This is a genomic window from Nonomuraea sp. NPDC051941, assembly GCF_044593615.1.
In genome coordinates this window covers 1-17,741 of record NZ_JBIUCF010000067.1, presented here as the reverse complement: position 1 = coordinate 17,741, position 17,741 = coordinate 1, and the positions used below count along the sequence as shown (strand labels likewise).

Sequence of the window (17,741 nt, the reverse complement as noted above, 5' to 3'; positions counted from 1 at the left end):
CGCGGGACCATAGCGGATCTTTACTGTTCCTTGCGCTGATTGAGCACGATGATCGCGCCGCAGAACATGGCCAGCGCGACCAGCACGCCTCCTCCGTACAACCACAGCCGCAGCGGATCGGGCCCCGGCCTGGTCGGCACGGGTGAGTCCTCGCCCTGCCCGAAGTGGTCCTGACCTGACATGACGCTGCGCTGCTCACCGGTCAGCCGCTCGGCGGCGTTGAGCGCCGCGGCCGCGTCGACCACCCCGAACCCGGTCTGGTCGTCGTATCCCGGGGCGGGCCGGCCCCGCGCGCTGGAGGCCAGCGCCTGGGCGACCTGCTCGGGCGGCAGGTCCGGATAGCGCGACTTGACGAGCGCGGCCACGCCCGCCACGAGCGCGGCGGCCGAGCTGGTGCCCTCGGAGAGCTCGTAGCCGCTCTTGCGCTTGACCACCGGCACGCCCACGCCGGGCGCGGCGACCAGCACGGAGAGGTTGTCGCTGCTGAACGTGGCCCGTTTGCCCTGCTTGTCGGTGGCCGCCACGCCGATGACCCCCGGATAGCCGGCCGGGAAGCTCCAGTAGGAGGTGCCGTTCTCCCTGGCGTAGTTGGTCAGGCCGTCGTTGCCCACGGCGGCGACCAGGACGACGCCCTTGCCGAGCGCGTACGAGACGGCCTCGCGCTCGGACCTGAGCGGGCCGTAGGAGCCGATGGACATGCTGATGACCTTGGCGCCGTGGTTGGCCGCGTACCGCAGGGCCCGCGCGAGGGGGCTCTCCGAGGTCTGCTCCTCGTCGTCCAGCGGCGGGACGCCCAGCTCGGGGTTGTCGTCGGTGACCATGGGCAGCGACAGGATGCGTGACTCGGGGGCGACGCCGACCAGCCCGTCGTCCTGCCCCGATGCCGCGATCAGCCCGGCCATGGCGGTGCCGTGCCGGCCCGGCGCCGTCTCCTTGGCCACCGCGCCCGCGGTCATGTCGGGGCCCGCGGTCACCCGGCCCTTCAGCTCCTTGACCTGGTCGTCCACGCCGCTGTCCACGACGGCGACGGTGACGCCCTCGCCCTTGGTGACGGTCCAGGCCTGTTCGACGTTGAGGGCGTCGAGCACCCACTGCTGCTGCTCCTGCACGGGGTCGGCGGTGGGTCCGACCAGTACGAGGAGGGCCGCGGTGAGCGCGCGTACGGTCGCTAGCACACGTTCCCCTGGGTGCAGGGCGGCACCTTGGGCGGGTCCGCGAGGAAGTAGGCGATCTGGTTGCCGACGGACTTCGCGGCCGGCCACAGCTCGGAGTGCAGGATCTCCTCCGGCGGGATCGCGGCCCTGGTCCGGCCGTCGGCGTAGCCGGCCGTGGAGAACACGATGTACGGCCCGGCGCCCACCCAGCCGGTGCGCTGGCGCTGGTCGGGGCCGAAGCGTTCGGTCACCGTGCCGGGGAAGGCGACGGGCAGCACGCCCACGCGGTCGTCCTGGGTGAGCTCCTCGCTCGCCGAGACCCTGGACGCCTCGTCCTTCAGCACGGCCACCCCGACCGTGATCACGAACGAGGCCGTCTGGTCGACGTACGTGGCCCGCAGCACCGTGACGCAGCCGTGGTTCTCCAGGACCCCGGCCACGGAGGCGTCCACGCCCTTGCCGCACTCGGTCTCGGGGGCGATGCCGACGCGCCTGGCGTACTGCTGGGCCCGGTCGAGCCCGAGGTACTTGACCTCTTCCGGGAAGACGCCCGTCGCCGGCCACGCCTGCCAGCGCCTGGCGATCTCCTCCTGTTTGTACTGGTTCTGCTCGGAGGGGGTCAGGGGGCGCGAGCGGGTCTCGGCGAACAGGCCGACCGTGCCGAGCAGCACGACCACGGACGACACGACCACGATGACGCTCAGCAGCATCACGAAGATGCGCCGATACCGGACGCCCTGCTGGAGCGCCACCCTCTCGACGCGGTCCCTGGCGGCCGCACGCGTGCGTGAACCCGCGGCCGGCCACGTACGCACACGCGACCGCCGGCCGGTGGTGGCGCCGAGCGGATTCCTCCGTTCCGGCGTGGCCCCGCCCTCGGAACGCGGTAGCCCTGAAGTCGACCTACGAGCCCTCACCACCGCCTCATCCTCGCCGTCCTCCCTGCCCGTTGCCTCACTGCGTGGGGCGGGCTGGGGAGCCGTTGGCGTCCCGTGTCTATTTCGTCCCCCTTAGTAGGCGGATCATGCGTCTTGTGAGCTGTACACCCGACGTACGCGCCTGACCAGGATGAATATGACGCCCAGGGAAGCGAACGCGCCGACGGCCGCCGCGGCGGCGACGGCAGCGTAGACGGTGACGCGCCTCTCGTCCCTGACGATGACCTGGATGGGGGCCGTCCGGCCGCCGGCCAGCGGCGCGGCCGGGTCGTGGGCCTGGTCGCCCGCGGCGGTCTCGGTGTAGCCGGCCAGCTTGTGGGCCTCGGACAGGGCTCTGGCCGCGTTCACGACGCCGAAGCCGGTGCCGGTGTCGTACCCGCCCGGGGGCCTGTCGGTGGCGCTGGCCGTCAGGGCGCGGGCCACGAGCGGCGGCGACATGCCCGGATATTTGGCTTTGATGAGGGCGGCTATGCCCGAGACCAGCGCGGTCGCCTGCGAGGTGCCCCTGCCGACCCAGTACTCGTCGCCCGGACCCGCGCCCATGATGTCCACGCCCGGGGCGGCCACCAGCACGGAGGAGTTCCAGTTGGAGAACGTGGCCCGCCGCAGCCGCCGGTCCGTCGCCCCCACCGAGACCACCCCGGGGAACGCGGCCGGATAGGAGTAGGGGGCGAAGTCGCCGTCGATCTTCCGGTCGCCGTCGTTGCCGGCGGCGGCCACGAGCACGACGCCCTTGGAGATGGCGTAGCGGATGGCCGCCCGCTCCTCCCTGGTCGCCAGCTCTTTGGAGATCGACATGTTGATCACGTCCGCACCCTCGTCCACCGCGTAGCGAATGCCCTGGGCCACCACGTCCTCGAAGCGCTCCGCCGAGTTGAACTCCCGGAAACCCGGCTCCTCGTCCTCAAGGATGACTCTTACTGACAGTACGTCCGCTTCGGGCGCAACGCCGATGATCCCCAGATTTCCCCCATCGCCGTGGCCGTGCCCGGCGATCAGAGAGGCCATGTACGTGCCGTGCAGGCGGCTCGGGGCGACCCCCGGCGGGTTCGCGCCGTCGGTGAAGTCCTTGCCCACCCGCACCGAGCCGACCAGGTCGCGATGGTGCGGATCGACGCCGGAGTCGAGCACCGCCACCGTCACGCCGCCGCCCTTGCTGGTGCGCCACGCCTCGGTCAGCGCCAGCGTCTTGATGACCGGCCGCTGCCCGCCGCGTACGTCGTCCGCCCACGCCGGCGCGGCGGCGTACAGCAGCATCCCGGCCGCCACGGCCGCCGTTCCCCGCCTGAGCATGACCCCCGTACTGCCCCGGCTCAGCACCGCCACTCCTCGGCCGTGCAGTCGGGCATCCGCGGCGTGCTCAGGTCGGTCAGCACTCGCTCGGAGATCTCGGTCGCGAAGGCGAAGATCGAGGGCCGCTGCTCGTCCGCCGCGTCCGCGGGCCGGCCGTCCACCTGGCCCGCCGTGGTCAGCACCAGGTAGGGCCCCGCCTGCCGCACCGAGCCGGCCTGGCGCACGCCGGGGGTGAAGCGGTCGGCGACCGTGCCGCTGAAGGCCAGCGGGTACAGGCCCGGCACGGGTTTGCCGCTGTCGGAGAAGGCGGCTTTCGCGCGTACGGCGTCCGGCTCGTCGCGCAGCGCGACCACGCCGATCGTGACGAGCACGCCGCGCAGCGCGTCGATGTAGGTGGCCCGCAGCAGGCCCTTGCAGCCCGCCTTGCGCAGGGCCTTGACCGCCTTGGGGTCGACCGGGTCGCAGGCGGTCCCGGGCGAGATGCCGATCCGGCTGGCACGTTCCCGGCCGCCCTGCTCGGCGGAGTACGGCAATGTGGCGGGGAAGATACGTCCGCTGGGCCAGGTGCGCCAGCGCTCGGCGACCTCGCGTCTGGCCGCCGCCTGGAGCTCGGCGGCGCTGGGGCCCCGGGTGAGCTCCGTGCCCGCCGCGCTGCCCGACACCCCGGCGGCCACCGCGCAGACCAGGGTCAGCGCGGAGGCCACCACGAGCGTCGGCCACGGACGGGCAGTGTTCACGCCACCGACCTTAACCGGGCCTTCCGGATAACACTCCGGAAACCATCAGTAGGAGGGCAGGCTCGGGTCCACGGTCTTGACCCAGCTCAGAACGCCGCCGCCGACGTGCACGGCGTCGGAGAACCCGGCGTTCTTGACGATGGCCAGGGCCTCGGCCGAGCGCGCGCCGGACTTGCAGTGGAGCACGATGCGCTTGTCCTGGGGCAGCTTCTCCAGGGCGGAGCCGTTGAGGAACTCACCCTTGGGGATCAGCGTGGCGCCGGGGATCGAGACGATCTCGTACTCGTTGGGCTCGCGAACGTCGACGAGGAAGATGCTCTCGCCGCGGTCCTGCATGCCCTTGAGCTCCGCCGCGGTGATCGTGGAGCCGCTGGCCGCCTCGGCGGCCTCGTCCGAGATGGCGCCGCAGAAGGCCTCGTAGTCGTCGAGGAGCTGCGTGACCGTCGGGTTCTTGCCGCACAGGACGCACTCGGGGTCCTTGCGGACCTTGACGTCGCGGTACTTCATCTCCAGGGCGTCGTAGATCATCAGCCGCCCGACCAGCGGGTCGCCGATGCCCGTCAGCAGCTTGATGGCCTCGTTGACCTGGATGGAGCCGATCGACGCGCACAGCACGCCGAGCACGCCGCCCTCGGCGCACGACGGCACCATGCCGGGAGGCGGGGGCTCCGGGTAGAGGCAGCGGTAGCAGGGCCCGTGCTCGGCCCAGAACACGCTGGCCTGGCCGTCGAACCGGTAGATCGAGCCCCAGACGTACGGCTTGCCGAGCAGCACCGCGGCGTCGTTCACCATGTAGCGCGTGGCGAAGTTGTCGGTGCCGTCGACGATGAGGTCGTAGCCGGAGAAGATCTCCATGACGTTTTCCGTGGTCAGCGCCGTGTTGTGGATGACGACGTCGACCAGGGGGTTGATCTCGCGGACGGACGCCGCGGCGCTCTCGGCCTTCAGCCTGCCCACGTCGGACTGGCCGTGGATGATCTGGCGCTGCAGGTTGGACTCATCGACCACGTCGAAGTCGATGATGCCGAGGGTGCCGACGCCCGCCGCCGCGAGGTACATCAGCGCGGGCGAGCCCAGGCCCCCGGCGCCCACACACAGCACCTTGGCGTTCTTCAGCCGCTTCTGCCCCGCCATACCCACATCGGGGATGATCAGGTGGCGCGAGTAGCGGCGCACTTCGTCGACGGTCAGCTCTGCGGCCGGCTCGACCAGCGGTGGCAACGACACTTTCTACGCTCCCGTTCCAGGGGGTCCTATCTCACCTTGAAACCTAGCTGGCGAGTGGGGCATTCCCCAATCGAGTCTCACGGATCAGACGGCGTGCTTCCGCCGCCACGACCTGCGGCATCTCCATCATCGCCACGTGGCCCGCCGTCGGCAGCAAGACAAGCCGGACCTGCGGGAACGTACGGTATGCCTTCGCGGCCATGGCGGGCCGGACCAGCCGGTCATGCCTGCCGTGCACGATCAGGGTCGGGGCCTTGACGTTGGCCGCCTGGCGCCACAGGTTGTCCTCGCCGCGGCGGAAGTATTCGGCCACGATGCCCCTGGCCGACCCGATCATGGCCTCGCCGGAGTAGGGGAGGTCGTCGCGCCTGCGGAGCTCGTCGATCGCGTCGCGCAGGCGTACGGGATGGACGGAGCTGGTGTTGGCCCAGACCATGGCCACGGAGGCGTTGACGCGGTGCTCGGCGGGCACCAGGCGGAGCCTGCTCGCCACCCATTCGCCCAGTACGGGCACCGCGGCGGCGGCCACCCGGACGGGGCCGTACCTGGGGAGCAGGTCGGGCAGGGCCGGGGAGACGAGGGTGAGCGAGCGGACCAGGTCGGGGCGGGTGGCGGCCACCCGGACGGCGACCGCGCCCCCGAGCGAGTTGCCGAACAGGTGGGCCGGGCCCGTGTGCTCCATCAGCTCGGCCACGGCTCTGGCGTGGCCGGCGACGGTGTAGTCGCCGTCGGCCGGGGCGGGCGAGAAGCCCGCGCCCGGGAGGTCGAGGGCGTGGCCGGTGACCGTGTCCTTGAGCTCGTCCATGAGGTCGGTCCAGTTGGTGGCCGACCCGGCCAGGCCGTGCACGAAGACGGCCTGCTCGCGTTGTCCCCTGTGGTCACTCGTCGATCGGACGTGCACCGACCCGACCATGCGACCCGGCCAGTCCGGGACCGGCTTCGCCATCATGCGTCCTCCCCGCCGTTCCTTCTCGTTCTCTCAACGATAACCACCCCGTCTGGGTGAGGTCTGGATTCCGTACAGAAGCCTGCTTACATCACCTTTTCCGGCATCAGGTACACACCGTCACACATGCCTCAAACACCCCGCTGATGCGATCCCCAGCGAGGGCGGCCGCGCCTCGGGGCCCGGTGCGACACCCGGAACCGGGCCGGCGGGCGGATCGGTGGCGATCATCGCCGTGTTCGGACATATCGCCATATATCGCGGCTTAGAGGTCTAATCGATCTCATCGCATGCCAAGAGTGTGGCAAAAGGCACCGTTCATCGTTTATGGCGCACCAAGGTCGGAAAGCATGACAACCAGCAGCACTTAGCGTGACGGTTGAGGAACGCACCGTTAATGGCGGGACAGACCAGCCTCGAACGCACCACTGCCGGGTGCCGCAAAAAGCGGGAGACATTTTCGGAGGGCGCACAATGGCGTCCTCCGAATAATGACGCCGGGCGTCGGCGAAGCGTCCGGGGTAATGGCCATCGATATGTTCGCGGACTTTCATCGGTCCGGGGGCGGCACCGCAGCAGGCAAATCACCACTCGCAGAACCGGCATGGCCGATGACGACAGGCCAGGCCGGCGCGCGAGCATTGCCATGCGTGGCCGCCCTATCAATTGCGCCACAATCGGACATATCATGCCATTTCATTGGATAGATCTTTAATGCGAGCAATAAGATTGTTAATGCATAGCAAAATAGGGTCTCTCCAGTTTGCCCGCCCGTCGCCCCGGAAATGACATTCAATGGATGACTCTTCAGCAGCCGTCCAAGACCTGTTTTCAGGTACCCGGAAACGTCGAGAACGGGGCAATCGATCCTTTAGGGGGAAAACGCAATGCCCAAGCTCAAGAGTGTTATCGCAGGCCTCGCCGTCAGCACGGCGCTGACCGGCGGCATGGTCAGCGCGGGCGCGGCCACCACTGCGGTCAGCGCCGACGCCATCAAGCTCAACACCTCATCCATCCTCACCGGCACCGACGACGACTTCGACGACGGCATCGACGACGGCCTTCTCGATGACGACCTCGGCCGCAACATCGTCATCGACCGTCGCGACCGTGACCGTCACCGCCGGCAGTGCCGCCGTCACCACGGCGGCTGGGGCGGCGGCTGGGGCGGCGGCTGGTGGGGTCGCCACCGCCGTGGCGGCGAGGTCTGCGTCGTCATCCGCAACGACAACGTCAACGACAACAGGCCGGAGCGCCGCCGGCGTACCTGGTAACAAAGCCGTGTGTTAATGGCGGGAGGATGAACGTCCGCACCTTCGGGTAGGTCCAATCTTCTCGTCTTCCGCGGGGGGTTTAGTGAGGGCTCTCCCGGCCTTTGGCCGGGGGAGCCCTCACTGCGTTGTACGGCGAGGCTGCAGTGCCGGCGGACTTATACCAGTACAGCAGGGGACGGGGCTAAGTGGGGTGGAATCTTTTGTTTCGGCCATGAGGGAGTCTGTGGTCCACCAAATCAAGGCAGTTCCGGTTTGCTGGTGATTTGTCCGGAAATATGCAGCGTGCGGGAGATTCCCTAGGAATCGTCCGTAGCGTTTCCCCGATGCGGCCGGATCTGTATCCGTCTGTGCCGGGGGGCGTGAAACAGGGCAATCGAACCTTTAGGGGGAAAACAATGCCCAAGCTCAAGAGTGTTATTGCGGGTCTCGCCGTCAGCTCGGCGCTGACCAGTGGCGTGGTAGCCGCGGGCGCGGCCACGTCGCCGGCCGGCGCGGCCGTCCAGGTCAAGTCCGCCGCACCCGTCCTCGCCGGCAACTGCCGCGGCGGGGGCTGGCGCCGGTGCGGCGGGGGCTGGGGCGGCCGCTGGGGCGGCCCCTGGGGCGGCCCCTGGGCCTGGGGCGGTCGCGGCTGGGGCGGCGGCTGGGGCCGTCACAACAGGGGAGCCCGGGTCCGGATCGTCATCGTCAACCAGAACCACAACATCAACGGTGGCCACCGTGACGAGTGGTAGGACTCAGACACTGAGCTGAGCATTGGCGCGCCTCTGAGGCCGCCGTAGCGGGCGGAGTCCCCGAGCGATGACACTCCGCCCACGCCAAACGAGTGTCCGTATTCATCGGGACCCGGCGCCACCCTCCGACCGGCGCCGCCCAAGCGAATACGGGCACTCACTTCTGTTTTCTACGGTCGTCGCCCCGTCTCATGCGGCCCCCACAAGCCGAGCGCCCCTGTCCCCCGGCGCCGGCCGTCATCGCCGTGGACCGTCCGTTCCCCGAGAAGAGGGCGGTCCCGGCCCTCTTCGGGGTGGCCCCGGATTGTGCCCGTCTTCGGGTGGCCACGGCGAGGCCCGTCTTCGGGGCGACCCCGGCCGGGACCGTCTTCGGGCGCCGGCGGTAGGAGACACGTCGAGTGCCCGTATTCGGTGGGTCGACGTCGTCGCTGTCGGGGCAGACGTCGGGACCCGGTGAATACGGGCACTCGATCGGCGTGGCCGGAGCTTCATCGCTCAGGGGACTCCTGGTGTGGCGCGGTCCGCGCCACCGGTTCGCCTGTGCGGTGAGCTCTACTGCCACGTGGGCTGGTTGTTGTCCTCGTGGTGGTCCATCTCGTGGCGCTCGTCCATGCGCTGCTGCACGTTGCGGTTGCGGTTCGTGTTGATGATGATGATCTTGATGCGGGGCATGCGGTGGTGGCGCCAGTTGGCCCAGCGTCCGCCGCCCCAGCCGCCGCCCCAGCCGCCGCCCCAGCCACAGCGGCCCCAGCCCCCGCCGCCGCCGCAGCCCTTGGCCAGGACGGAGGTGGCGGTGCCGACCTGGGTCGCCGCGTCGGCCGCGGACATGGCCGCGCCCACGCCGACCACGCCGCCGGAGAAGGCCGTGCTCAGGGCGAGGCCGGCCATAACACTTTTGAGCTTGGGCATTGCGTTTTCCCCCTACAGGTTCGATTGCCCCGTTCCTCACGTTCCCGGCCAATCCCCGAAAACCCGATCGACTAGGAAACGCCCCGGATGATCCTTAACGAATCATCCGCATCATGCATATTTCCGGCTGAAACAGCAAGCAAACTGGAATTGCCGTCATTTGGCCCACCACAGACATCCCCATGATTCTGCGCAAACGCCGCACCTCACATAGATCCGGACACAGCAGGGCTCCCCAGCCCTAAGGTCTGGGGAGCCCTTGTCGAAAGGCCGCCGTGGAGGCGCGGAGAAATCCCCCAACCGCGAGAACGCGGTCATCCCCGCGCCGTCAGCACACGGCTATGACCAGTTGTCGCCGTTGTGGTGGTGGTGGTCGTGCTCGCGCTCGCGCTCGAACCGGTTGATGTTGATGTTCCGGTTGTGGACGTTGACCCGCACGCGGCTGTTCTGGTGGTGACGACGCCAGCCCCAGCCGCCGCCCCAGCCGCCGCCCCAGCCGCAGCGGCGCCAGCCCCCGCCGCCGCAGCCATTGGCGAGGACGGAGGCGGCGGACTTGACCTGAGCGGCGGCGCCGGCGCTGGCCGAGGTCGTGGCCGCGCCCGCGGCTACCACGCCACCGGTCAGCGCCGTGCTGACGGCGAGACCCGCGAAAACAGTCTTGAGCTTGGGCATTGCGTTTTCCCCCTAAAGGATCGATTGCCCCGTTCTCGACATTTCCGGTTATCCCGGAAAGAGGTCTTGGACGCCTGCCGAAGAGCCATCCATGATGTGTCATTTCCAGACAGCAGCCCAACAAACGACACCTAGCCGGTTTTGCTATGCATTAACAATCTTATTGCTTGCATTAAAGATTTATAGAGCGAAATGACATGACTTATCCGGATATGTCCTATTCGGTGATCGCGTCGAAGAGACCCCAAGGGCAGCACGGAAAACCCCACCTCGCGGTGGGGTGAATGCCTGGGAAAGGCGGCCAGAGGCTCAACGCGAGAAGCGTCGGCGAGGCCGTGGAGCGCCTCCCTTACGGAGGCATACGGAACCGCTGAGAGAGGTTCTGAAAGTGTTCAGGCCGTCTTGCGGGGCTTGCGCTTGGCGGGAGCCTTCTCCTCGTCCTTGGGCTTGGCGGCGGCCTTCTTGGGCTTGGCGGCCCCGCCCTCCCGCTCCCGCTTCGCGGCCTCCACGCTGGCGCGCAGCGCGGCCATGAGGTCGACCGCCGGTCCGGCTTCCTCTTCCTCGCGGGCCGGGATGACCTCCTTGCCCGCCACCTTCGCCTCGATCACCTGCTGCAGCGCCTCGCGGTACGTGTCGTGGTACTCGCCCGGGTCGAAGTCCGACTCCATGGTGCTGATCAGGGACTCGGCCATCTGGAGCTCCTGAGCCCGTACCTCGATGTCCTCCTCGAGGAAGCCGAAGTCCGGCGTGCGGATCTCGTCGGGCCAGAGCATGGTCTCCAGGACGAAGACGCCGTCCCGTACCCGCAGCGTGGCCAGGGACTCGCGCTGGCGCAGCGCCACCTTGACCACCGCCACCTGGCCCGAGCTCTCCAAGGCGTTGCGCAGCAGCACGTACGGCTTCGCCCCCTGCGCGTCGGGCTCCAGGTAGTACGACTTGGCGAAGTAGATCGGGTCGATCTGCTCGGCCGGGGCGAACTGGAGGACGTCGATCCTGCGGGACGTGCTCAGCGGCAGATCCTCGAAGTCCTCGTCGGTGAGCACGACGATCTCGCCCGTCGGCAGTTCGTAGCCCTTGGCGATGTCGGAGTACGGCACCTCTTCGCCGTCCTGCGTGCACACGCGCTTGTAGCGGATCCGGCCGCCGTCCTCGCGATGGACCTGGTGGAACGTCACGTCCTTCTGCTCGGTGGCGGAGTAGAGCTTGACGGGTATCGTGACCAGGCCAAAGGAGATCGCACCCTTCCAGATGCTGCGCATGGTCACTCCTCAGCTCTCAATCGTTCGCCAATGGGCACATACCCGTCATGGGGCAACCAATGCCATACCCCGTCGAACCGATGCTGGCCGTACCTGGGGAACTACCTCCCGATCGCGAGAGGTACGGACTGGAGGTCAAGTGGGACGGCATCCGCGCCGTCGTCCATCTTGACGGCGGACTGAGGGTGACGGGGCGGCACGGGGTCGAATACACGCGGAGGTATCCGGAAATATCCGGTTTCGGGATCAAGAACGCGATCATCGACGGCGAGGTCGTCGCGCTCGACAAGCGCGGCAGGCCCAGCTTCGAGCGGTTGCAGCACAGGATGCACCTGACCGATCCCGAGCCGGTCATGCTGGAGCTTTACCCCATCACGTACATGCCGTTCGACCTGCTCTATCTCAACGGCACGCCGATGTTCGACCTGCCCTACCGCGACCGGCGGGCGCTGCTCGACGAGCTGGACGTCGGCGCGCCCCCGTACTTCCCCGGAGACTCCGACCTGCTCACGGCCACCTCCGAGCAGGGCCTGGAGGGTGTGGTCGCCAAGCGGCTGGACTCCCCCTACCGGCCGGGCACCCGGTCCCCGTGGTGGATCAAGGTGAAGCACCTGCGTACCAGAGAGGTCGTGATCGGCGGCTGGAAGCCCGGCAAGGGGCGCCGGGCGGGCGGGATCGGCTCGCTGGTGATGGGGATGTTCACCGATCGGGGGCTCGCGTACGTGGGGCACGTCGGGACCGGGTTCACCGACACCGTGCTCGACGAGCTCCACCGGCGGATGCGGTCTCTGGAGATCCCGCACAGCCCGTTCAGCAACGCGGTCCCGTGGCGAAATCGGTGGGTTAGGCCGGATCTGGTCGGGGAGGTGGCCTACACGATGTGGACCGACGAGCAGCGGCTGCGCCACCCCGTGTGGCGTGGTCTGCGCCCCGACAAGCTCCCCTCGGAGGTGACGCTGTGAACAGCCCGGCGAAGGTGCCGGTAAAGGTCGACGGGCGAGCGCTGACGCTGAGCAACCTGGACAAGGTCCTCTACCCCGAGCACGGCTTCACCAAGGCCGAGGTCATCGACTACTACAGCCGCGTGGCCCCCGTGCTCCTCCCCCACCTCCGGGGCAGACCCTTGACCGTCAAGCGCTACCCGAACGGCGTCGGCGGCCAGTCCTTCTTCGAGAAGAACGCCCCCGACCACACCCCGGACTGGGTCAGGCGGGTCAAGCTCCCCGTCCCCGGCAGCACCAAGAACCGCGAGGCCATCGACTTCGCCGTCATCGAGGACCTGCCCACGCTCGTCTACTACGCCAACCTGGCCGCGCTCGAGCTGCACGTGCCCCAGTGGCGCGTCGACGAGGACGGCGAGGCGCTGCCGCCCGACACGCTCGTGTTCGACCTCGATCCCGGCCCGCCCGCGACCATCGTGGAGTGCTGCCGCGTGGCCCTCATGCTGCGCGAGGTGCTGGCGGCCGACGGGCTCACCGCCCTGCCGAAGACCAGCGGGAACAAGGGCATGCAGCTGTACGCGGACTGGGACGGCCGCGAGGAGCCTTCCGCGTACGCCAAGAGGCTGGCCCAGTTCCTCGAGAAGGAGCATCCCCGGCAGGTCGTCAGCGTGATGACGAAGAAGGCCAGGCCCGGCAAGGTGTTCATCGACTGGAGCCAGAACAACCCGGCCAAGACCACCGTGGCGCCCTACTCGCTGCGGGCCAGGGAGCTGCCGACCGTCTCGACACCGCTGAGGTGGACGGAGGTCGAGGGCTGCGAACGGCCTGAGGAGCTGGTGTTCACGGCGGCCGACGTACTCGCCAGAGTGGAGAAACGCGGCGACCTTTTCGGCCGGGCGTAGGCTGGTGCCGTCCACACCAAGAGGGGGACCAGAAGATGTCGGAGATGGACACACGCGGGGACGAGCTCTCCTACGACCAGGACGAGGCAGAGCTGTCGATCGAGACGCCCGAGGCCGACGCCGCGGAGCAGCATTTCGAGATCCGCCAGAGCGCCGGGAGGCAGCGCCGCGAGCTGCCGCTCGACGTCGACCCCGCCGACGCGGCCGATCAGGACCGCGTGGTGGATCTCGACGACGACGAATATCGCTGAGTACGGCTCCGCGGCGACCGAGCCCGCCTCGTGGCGCTGAGGAGCGCCGTTGCCCGGACCGGGGAGCGGAGCAAGGCAATGAACATCTGCTCTGCCCGCACGTAGGATGTCCGCACAGCCCGCTGAGAGACCTATGGAGACCCGCGTGACCGCAACCCCGGACGCTAAGCCCCGGGGCACCCGGCTGCCCCGACTCGCCCGCCGCCGGCAGCTCCTGAGCGCCGCGCAGGAAGTGTTCGTGGAGAACGGCTATCACGCGGCCGCCATGGACGAGATCGCCGATCGTGCGGGGGTCAGCAAGCCGGTGCTCTACCAGCACTTCCCCGGCAAGCTCGAGCTCTATCTGGCGCTGCTCGACCTCCACGTCGACGACATGGTCAACCGCTGCCGGGAGGCGCTGGCCTCCACCCACGAGAACAAACTCCGCGTGCAGGCCACGTTCAGCGCGTTCTTCGACTTCGTCTCGACGCAGGGCGAGGCGTTCCGGCTGGTGTTCGAGTCCGACCTGCGCAACGTCGCGCCGGTGCGGCAGCGCGTGGAACGCTCGCTGCAGGAGTGCGCGGAGATGGTCAGCGTGCTCATCCAGGAGGACACCGGCTGCACCAGCGACGAGGCGCACCTGCTCGGCGTGGGGCTGGTCGGCATGGCCGAGGTGAGCGCCCGCTACTGGGTGACCCAGCACGGCTCGATCCCGAAGGACGCGGCCGAACAACTCATGGCCCGGCTGGCCTGGCGCGGCATCAGCGGTTTTCCGCGTACGGCATAACCCGTTCGCTGGGCGCGATCATTTGCCCCTTTCCCGGGTTAGAGCCGCCACGATGGGAGTGAGCCAGCCCGTCGACTAGGGAGCCACATGGAAGTCAAGATCGGCGTACGCTCCGTACACCGCGAAATCGTTGTCGAGACCGAACTCTCCGCTGAGCAGGTCGAAGAGGAGATCAGGAACGCGTTGTCGGTCGAGCGTGGCGTGTTCGCCCTGACCGACGTGAAGGGCAGGCGGGTGGTGGTGCCGGTGGCCTCGATCGGTTTCGTTGAGATCGGTGAGGACCAGGCCCGGCCCGTCGGGTTCGGCGGCACCCTCTAGGAGTTTCCTGACCGAGGGGTACGGCTCACCCGCCGTACCCCTCCCAGGGCTTGCCACCACCCCCGTGGGGCAATGCGGCTGCGAGAGGTCGGCGCATGGCGACCGCGCCCGATCGCCCCGGGCTCGCGGGGCAGTGCGCACCCAACGGCCACCCCAAAGCACGCCCTCAGCGCTGCGTCGGCGAGAAGGCGTGCGGGGAGCGGCGCAACGGCCCCACAGCCACCTCGGCGCCACTGGAGCGACCGGGGTGGCGCGACCCGAGCCCTCACACCCACCTCTGCGCCAGCGGAGCGGCCGGGTGGCGCGACCCGAACAACGGCCCTCACACCCACCTCGGCGCCGGTGGAGCGGCAGGGATGGCGCAACGCTGGCCGTGGCCCGCGCGGCAACCATCGCCGTCCCGGTGGTTTCGGGGGCCGTATTCGGGGCCGGTCAGAGGCCCAGGGTGGCCATGCGTTTGTTGTGGGCCTCCGTCAACGTCGCGAAAAGTCGGGAAATATCGGCGGCACCCTCCCCCGACACCAGCAACAGCGCCAGCTCGGGCCGTGCCGAGGCGACCTGCTGCCCCTGGCTCAGCGCCTCGCCGACGAGCCGGCGCGCCCACAGCGCCAGCCGTCCGGCGACCGCGGGCGACGCCTCGATCCCGGCCCTGACCCGCTCGACCGCGAACTGCGAGCGCCCCTCGTCCACCAGCACCTCGTCCACCAGCTTGGCGATCGAGGGATCGAGGTGCCTGGCCGCCTCGCGGTAGAAGTCGAGCGCGATCCCGTCCCCGACGTACGTCTTGACCAGCGCCTGCAGCCAGTCGGCCGGCCTGGTCTGCGTGTGCCAGGCGTCGAGCGCGCCGACGAACGGCGACATCGCCTCGTCGGGATCGGCCCCGAACTCGGCCAGGCGGTCACGCAGCAGGCGGAAATGGGCGTACTCGGTCACGGCCAGCTCGCTCAGCGCCGCGCGGTCGGCCAGCGAGGGCGCCAGCGTGGCGGCGTCCTCGGTCATCCGCGCGTACGCACTAAGCTCGGCGTAGGCGAGCACCCCGAGCAGATCGACGACTCCTGGAGACTCCTTCATGAGTGGCAGCGTACTTCCGTGAATCTTCGGGAACATACGTAAGCTCGGCCAGCGTTGTGGTATCGAGTACACTGCTCTGTGAAAGTGCGACCGCACTGTGCAAATTCGGGGGTTTCTCCCGAATACCCCCACTTCCGGGTGCGCGGTCGCTGATGACGCGAGAGGGCTGGCTCTACCGCGAGGACCCACGTAACGGGGGCTGTTTCATGCCCGTCGGTCCCGGCAGGCCCGCCTTCATTTGAGAACTGAGGCAGGCCACGCTGACGACTTTCCGAGACCTCGGAGTCACACCAGAGATCGCCGATGCCCTCGAGACCGAGGGCATCGTCACACCGTTCCCCATCCAAGAGATGGCTCTCCCGCTTGCCCTGAGCGGCCAGGACCTCATCGGTCAGGCGCGCACCGGCACGGGCAAGACCTACGCGTTCGGCATCGCCATGCTCCAGAGCATCGGCAAGCCGCGCAAGAACCGCAAGAAGCCCCGCGGGCTCGTCGTCGTACCGACCCGCGAGCTGGCCACGCAGGTCAGCGAAGACCTCGTCACCGCCGCCGGCAAGCTCGGGTCCCGGGTTCTGACCGTTTACGGCGGGCGCGCGTACGAGCCGCAGATCGAGGCGCTCAAGGCCGGGGTCGACGTCATCGTCGGCACCCCCGGACGCCTGCTCGACCTGGTCAAGCAGAAGCACCTCGACCTGAGCCAGGTCACGACCCTGGTGCTCGACGAGGCCGACCGCATGCTCGACCTGGGCTTCCTGCCCGACGTAGAGCGGATCTTCAACCTGATCCCCGGACAGCGGCAGACGATGCTGTTCTCGGCGACCATGCCGGGCGAGATCGTCACGCTGTCCCGTAAGTACCTCAACCGTCCGACGCACGTACGCGCCGAGCACGAGAGCGGCGAGGGCGAGACCACGCCGCAGGTCCGCCAGCTCGTGTGGCGCGCGCACCGCATGGACAAGATCGAGATCCTCGGGCGGCTGCTGCAGGCCGAGGGCCGCGGGCTCACGATGGTCTTCTGCGAGACCAAGCGAGCCTGCGACATGGTCGCCGAACAGCTCGACACGCGCGGCTTCGCCGTCGCGGCCGTGCACGGCGACCTCGGTCAGGGCCAGCGCGAGCAGGCCCTGCGCGCGTTCCGCAACGGCAAGATCGACGTGCTGGTGGCCACCGACGTGGCGGCCCGCGGCATCGACATCGACGACGTCACCCACGTGGTCAACTACGACTGCCCCACGGACGACAAGACGTACGTGCACCGCATCGGCCGCACCGGCCGGGCCGGGCGCACGGGCATCTCGGTCACGTTCGTGGAGTGGGAGGAGCTGACCCGCTGGAAGATGATCAACCAGATGCTCGGGCTCGAGTTCGCCGAGCCCGAGGAGACCTACTCCACCTCGCCGCACGTCTACTCCGAGCTGAACATCCCCGAGGGCACCAAGGGCGTCCTGCCGCACGCGAGCCGATCGCGTGCGGGGCTGTCCGCGGAGCGCCTCGAGGATCTCGGGGAGACCGGCAGGGCACGTGTTCGTGGCGGCGGCCGTCGCCGCGACGAGCGCGAAGAGCGCGAGCAGCGCCCTGCCCGTACGCCGCGCCAGCGCCGCCGCACCCGTGGCGGCAAGGAGCTGGCTGAGACCGCAGCCGTCGAGACTCAGGAGGTCGAGCCCGTGGATGCCAAGACGGAGGAGACTCCCGCGATCTTCTCGACGGACGAGATCGAGGCGGCCGCCGAGCCGAAGCGGACGCGTACGCGGAGGGGGGCGGCTTCGTCTGCCATCGAGCAGGCGCTCGCCGAGGCCCCCGAGGCGCCCGTCAAGGCCACCCGGTCGAAGCAGGCGCTCGCCGAGGCACCCGAGGCACCCGTCAAGGCCACCCGGTCGCGGCGGGCCGCCGCCGTCACGGCGGCCCCTGAGGCCGACACCGTCGAGGAGACGCCGGCGAAGAGCACCCGCTCCCGCCGCGCCGCCGACCCGGTGCCGGTCGCCGAGGCCCCGCCCGCTCCTCCGGTCAGCGAGCCGGCGCCGAGCTTCCTCTCGACGCCGCCTCCGCCGGTGCGCACGGAGCAGGAGCGGATCGTCCCGCCGAACCCGTTCACGGTGATCTTCCAGTCGCCCGACCTGGCTTCGGACGACGACGACATCGCCCCGTCGGCGGCCACGGAGCGCAAGCAGCAGCGCCGCCAGCCCCGTGGCGGGGGCGGCAACCGCCGCCGCACGGGCTGAGCGCCGTCTGAGCACCGCCTGGGAGGCGGGGGCCCCCCCCGGGGGGGGGGCGGGGGGGGGGGGGGGCCCGCGGGCCCCCCGGGGGGGGGGGGGGGGGGGCGGGGGGGGGGGCGGGGGGGGGCCCGGTTTGGCG

General features: G+C 69.3%; 18 protein-coding genes. 8 read left to right on the top strand and 10 right to left on the bottom strand.

What is annotated here, in order from left to right; genetic code table 11:
- Positions 1-20: 20 nt before the first annotated feature.
- The 6 genes from ACIHFD_RS60205 to ACIHFD_RS60180 all read right to left on the bottom strand — a co-directional run bounded on the left by ACIHFD_RS60205 (position 21) and on the right by ACIHFD_RS60180 (position 6,298).
- Entirely contained in the window at positions 21-1,175 is a 1,155-nt protein-coding gene (locus ACIHFD_RS60205) for a S8 family serine peptidase (RefSeq protein WP_397374612.1), read from the bottom strand.
- Positions 1,169-1,906, bottom strand: coding sequence for a hypothetical protein (locus ACIHFD_RS60200; RefSeq protein ID WP_397374611.1), 738 nt, complete (start codon positions 1,904-1,906; stop codon positions 1,169-1,171). The genes ACIHFD_RS60205 and ACIHFD_RS60200 overlap by 7 nt, the downstream gene beginning before the upstream one ends.
- A gap of 270 nt (positions 1,907-2,176) precedes the next feature.
- A complete protein-coding gene (locus ACIHFD_RS60195; RefSeq protein WP_397374610.1) occupies positions 2,177-3,385 on the bottom strand; it encodes a S8 family serine peptidase in 1,209 nt (402 codons plus the stop codon).
- A gap of 20 nt (positions 3,386-3,405) precedes the next feature.
- The gene (locus ACIHFD_RS60190) at positions 3,406-4,122 is read right to left on the bottom strand and encodes a hypothetical protein (RefSeq protein ID WP_350725426.1); all 717 of its coding nucleotides are present in this window, start codon (positions 4,120-4,122) and stop codon (positions 3,406-3,408) included.
- 45 nt (positions 4,123-4,167) lie between these two features.
- Positions 4,168-5,349, bottom strand: coding sequence for an adenylyltransferase/sulfurtransferase MoeZ (moeZ, locus tag ACIHFD_RS60185; RefSeq protein ID WP_350725428.1), 1,182 nt, complete (start codon positions 5,347-5,349; stop codon positions 4,168-4,170).
- Between the two features lie 43 nt (positions 5,350-5,392).
- Positions 5,393-6,298: an alpha/beta fold hydrolase gene (locus ACIHFD_RS60180; protein WP_397374609.1), complete on the bottom strand. Its 906-nt coding sequence runs from the start codon at positions 6,296-6,298 to the stop codon at positions 5,393-5,395.
- A gap of 884 nt (positions 6,299-7,182) precedes the next feature.
- On the opposite strand from ACIHFD_RS60180, the gene ACIHFD_RS60175 reads away from it, so the two are divergent.
- Positions 7,183-7,569, top strand: a complete 387-nt coding sequence (locus ACIHFD_RS60175) for a hypothetical protein (protein WP_397374608.1) — start codon at positions 7,183-7,185, stop codon at positions 7,567-7,569.
- Between the two features lie 395 nt (positions 7,570-7,964).
- The gene (locus tag ACIHFD_RS60170) at positions 7,965-8,300 is read left to right on the top strand and encodes a hypothetical protein (RefSeq protein ID WP_397374607.1); all 336 of its coding nucleotides are present in this window, start codon (positions 7,965-7,967) and stop codon (positions 8,298-8,300) included.
- A gap of 552 nt (positions 8,301-8,852) precedes the next feature.
- Here the strand turns inward: ACIHFD_RS60170 and ACIHFD_RS60165 are convergent.
- The 3 genes from ACIHFD_RS60165 to ACIHFD_RS60155 form a co-directional block, all read right to left on the bottom strand.
- A complete protein-coding gene (locus ACIHFD_RS60165) occupies positions 8,853-9,209 on the bottom strand; it encodes a hypothetical protein (RefSeq protein ID WP_397374606.1) in 357 nt (118 codons plus the stop codon).
- A 339-nt stretch (positions 9,210-9,548) separates the two neighbouring features.
- Positions 9,549-9,881 carry a hypothetical protein gene (locus ACIHFD_RS60160; RefSeq protein ID WP_397374605.1) on the bottom strand — a complete coding sequence of 111 codons (333 nt, stop codon included), beginning with the start codon at positions 9,879-9,881 and terminating at the stop codon, positions 9,549-9,551.
- 392 nt (positions 9,882-10,273) lie between these two features.
- Positions 10,274-11,140 carry a Ku protein gene (locus tag ACIHFD_RS60155; protein WP_350725439.1) on the bottom strand — a complete coding sequence of 289 codons (867 nt, stop codon included), beginning with the start codon at positions 11,138-11,140 and terminating at the stop codon, positions 10,274-10,276.
- Positions 11,141-11,199: 59 nt separating this feature from the next.
- Between ACIHFD_RS60155 and ligD (ACIHFD_RS60150) the strand changes: the two genes are divergently transcribed.
- The 5 genes from ligD (ACIHFD_RS60150) to ACIHFD_RS60130 all read left to right on the top strand — a co-directional run bounded on the left by ligD (ACIHFD_RS60150) (position 11,200) and on the right by ACIHFD_RS60130 (position 14,318).
- Positions 11,200-12,102 carry a non-homologous end-joining DNA ligase gene (gene ligD, locus ACIHFD_RS60150; protein WP_397374604.1) on the top strand — a complete coding sequence of 301 codons (903 nt, stop codon included), beginning with the start codon at positions 11,200-11,202 and terminating at the stop codon, positions 12,100-12,102.
- Complete coding sequence (gene ligD / locus ACIHFD_RS60145; protein ID WP_397374603.1) at positions 12,099-12,983, top strand: non-homologous end-joining DNA ligase; 885 nt, start codon at positions 12,099-12,101, stop codon at positions 12,981-12,983. The genes ligD (ACIHFD_RS60150) and ligD (ACIHFD_RS60145) overlap by 4 nt, the downstream gene beginning before the upstream one ends.
- A gap of 44 nt (positions 12,984-13,027) precedes the next feature.
- Positions 13,028-13,234, top strand: a complete 207-nt coding sequence (locus ACIHFD_RS60140; RefSeq protein WP_355197151.1) for a hypothetical protein — start codon at positions 13,028-13,030, stop codon at positions 13,232-13,234.
- Positions 13,235-13,379: 145 nt separating this feature from the next.
- Positions 13,380-14,000 carry a TetR/AcrR family transcriptional regulator gene (locus ACIHFD_RS60135; RefSeq protein ID WP_313043020.1) on the top strand — a complete coding sequence of 207 codons (621 nt, stop codon included), beginning with the start codon at positions 13,380-13,382 and terminating at the stop codon, positions 13,998-14,000.
- 87 nt (positions 14,001-14,087) lie between these two features.
- Positions 14,088-14,318, top strand: coding sequence for a DUF3107 domain-containing protein (locus ACIHFD_RS60130; protein WP_350725447.1), 231 nt, complete (start codon positions 14,088-14,090; stop codon positions 14,316-14,318).
- A gap of 432 nt (positions 14,319-14,750) precedes the next feature.
- Here the strand turns inward: ACIHFD_RS60130 and ACIHFD_RS60125 are convergent, their stop codons facing one another.
- Positions 14,751-15,389, bottom strand: coding sequence for a ferritin-like fold-containing protein (locus ACIHFD_RS60125; RefSeq protein ID WP_350725449.1), 639 nt, complete (start codon positions 15,387-15,389; stop codon positions 14,751-14,753).
- A 350-nt stretch (positions 15,390-15,739) separates the two neighbouring features.
- On the opposite strand from ACIHFD_RS60125, the gene ACIHFD_RS60120 reads away from it, so the two are divergent.
- Complete coding sequence (locus ACIHFD_RS60120) at positions 15,740-17,608, top strand: DEAD/DEAH box helicase (protein ID WP_397374602.1); 1,869 nt, start codon at positions 15,740-15,742, stop codon at positions 17,606-17,608.
- Positions 17,609-17,741 lie beyond the last annotated feature (133 nt).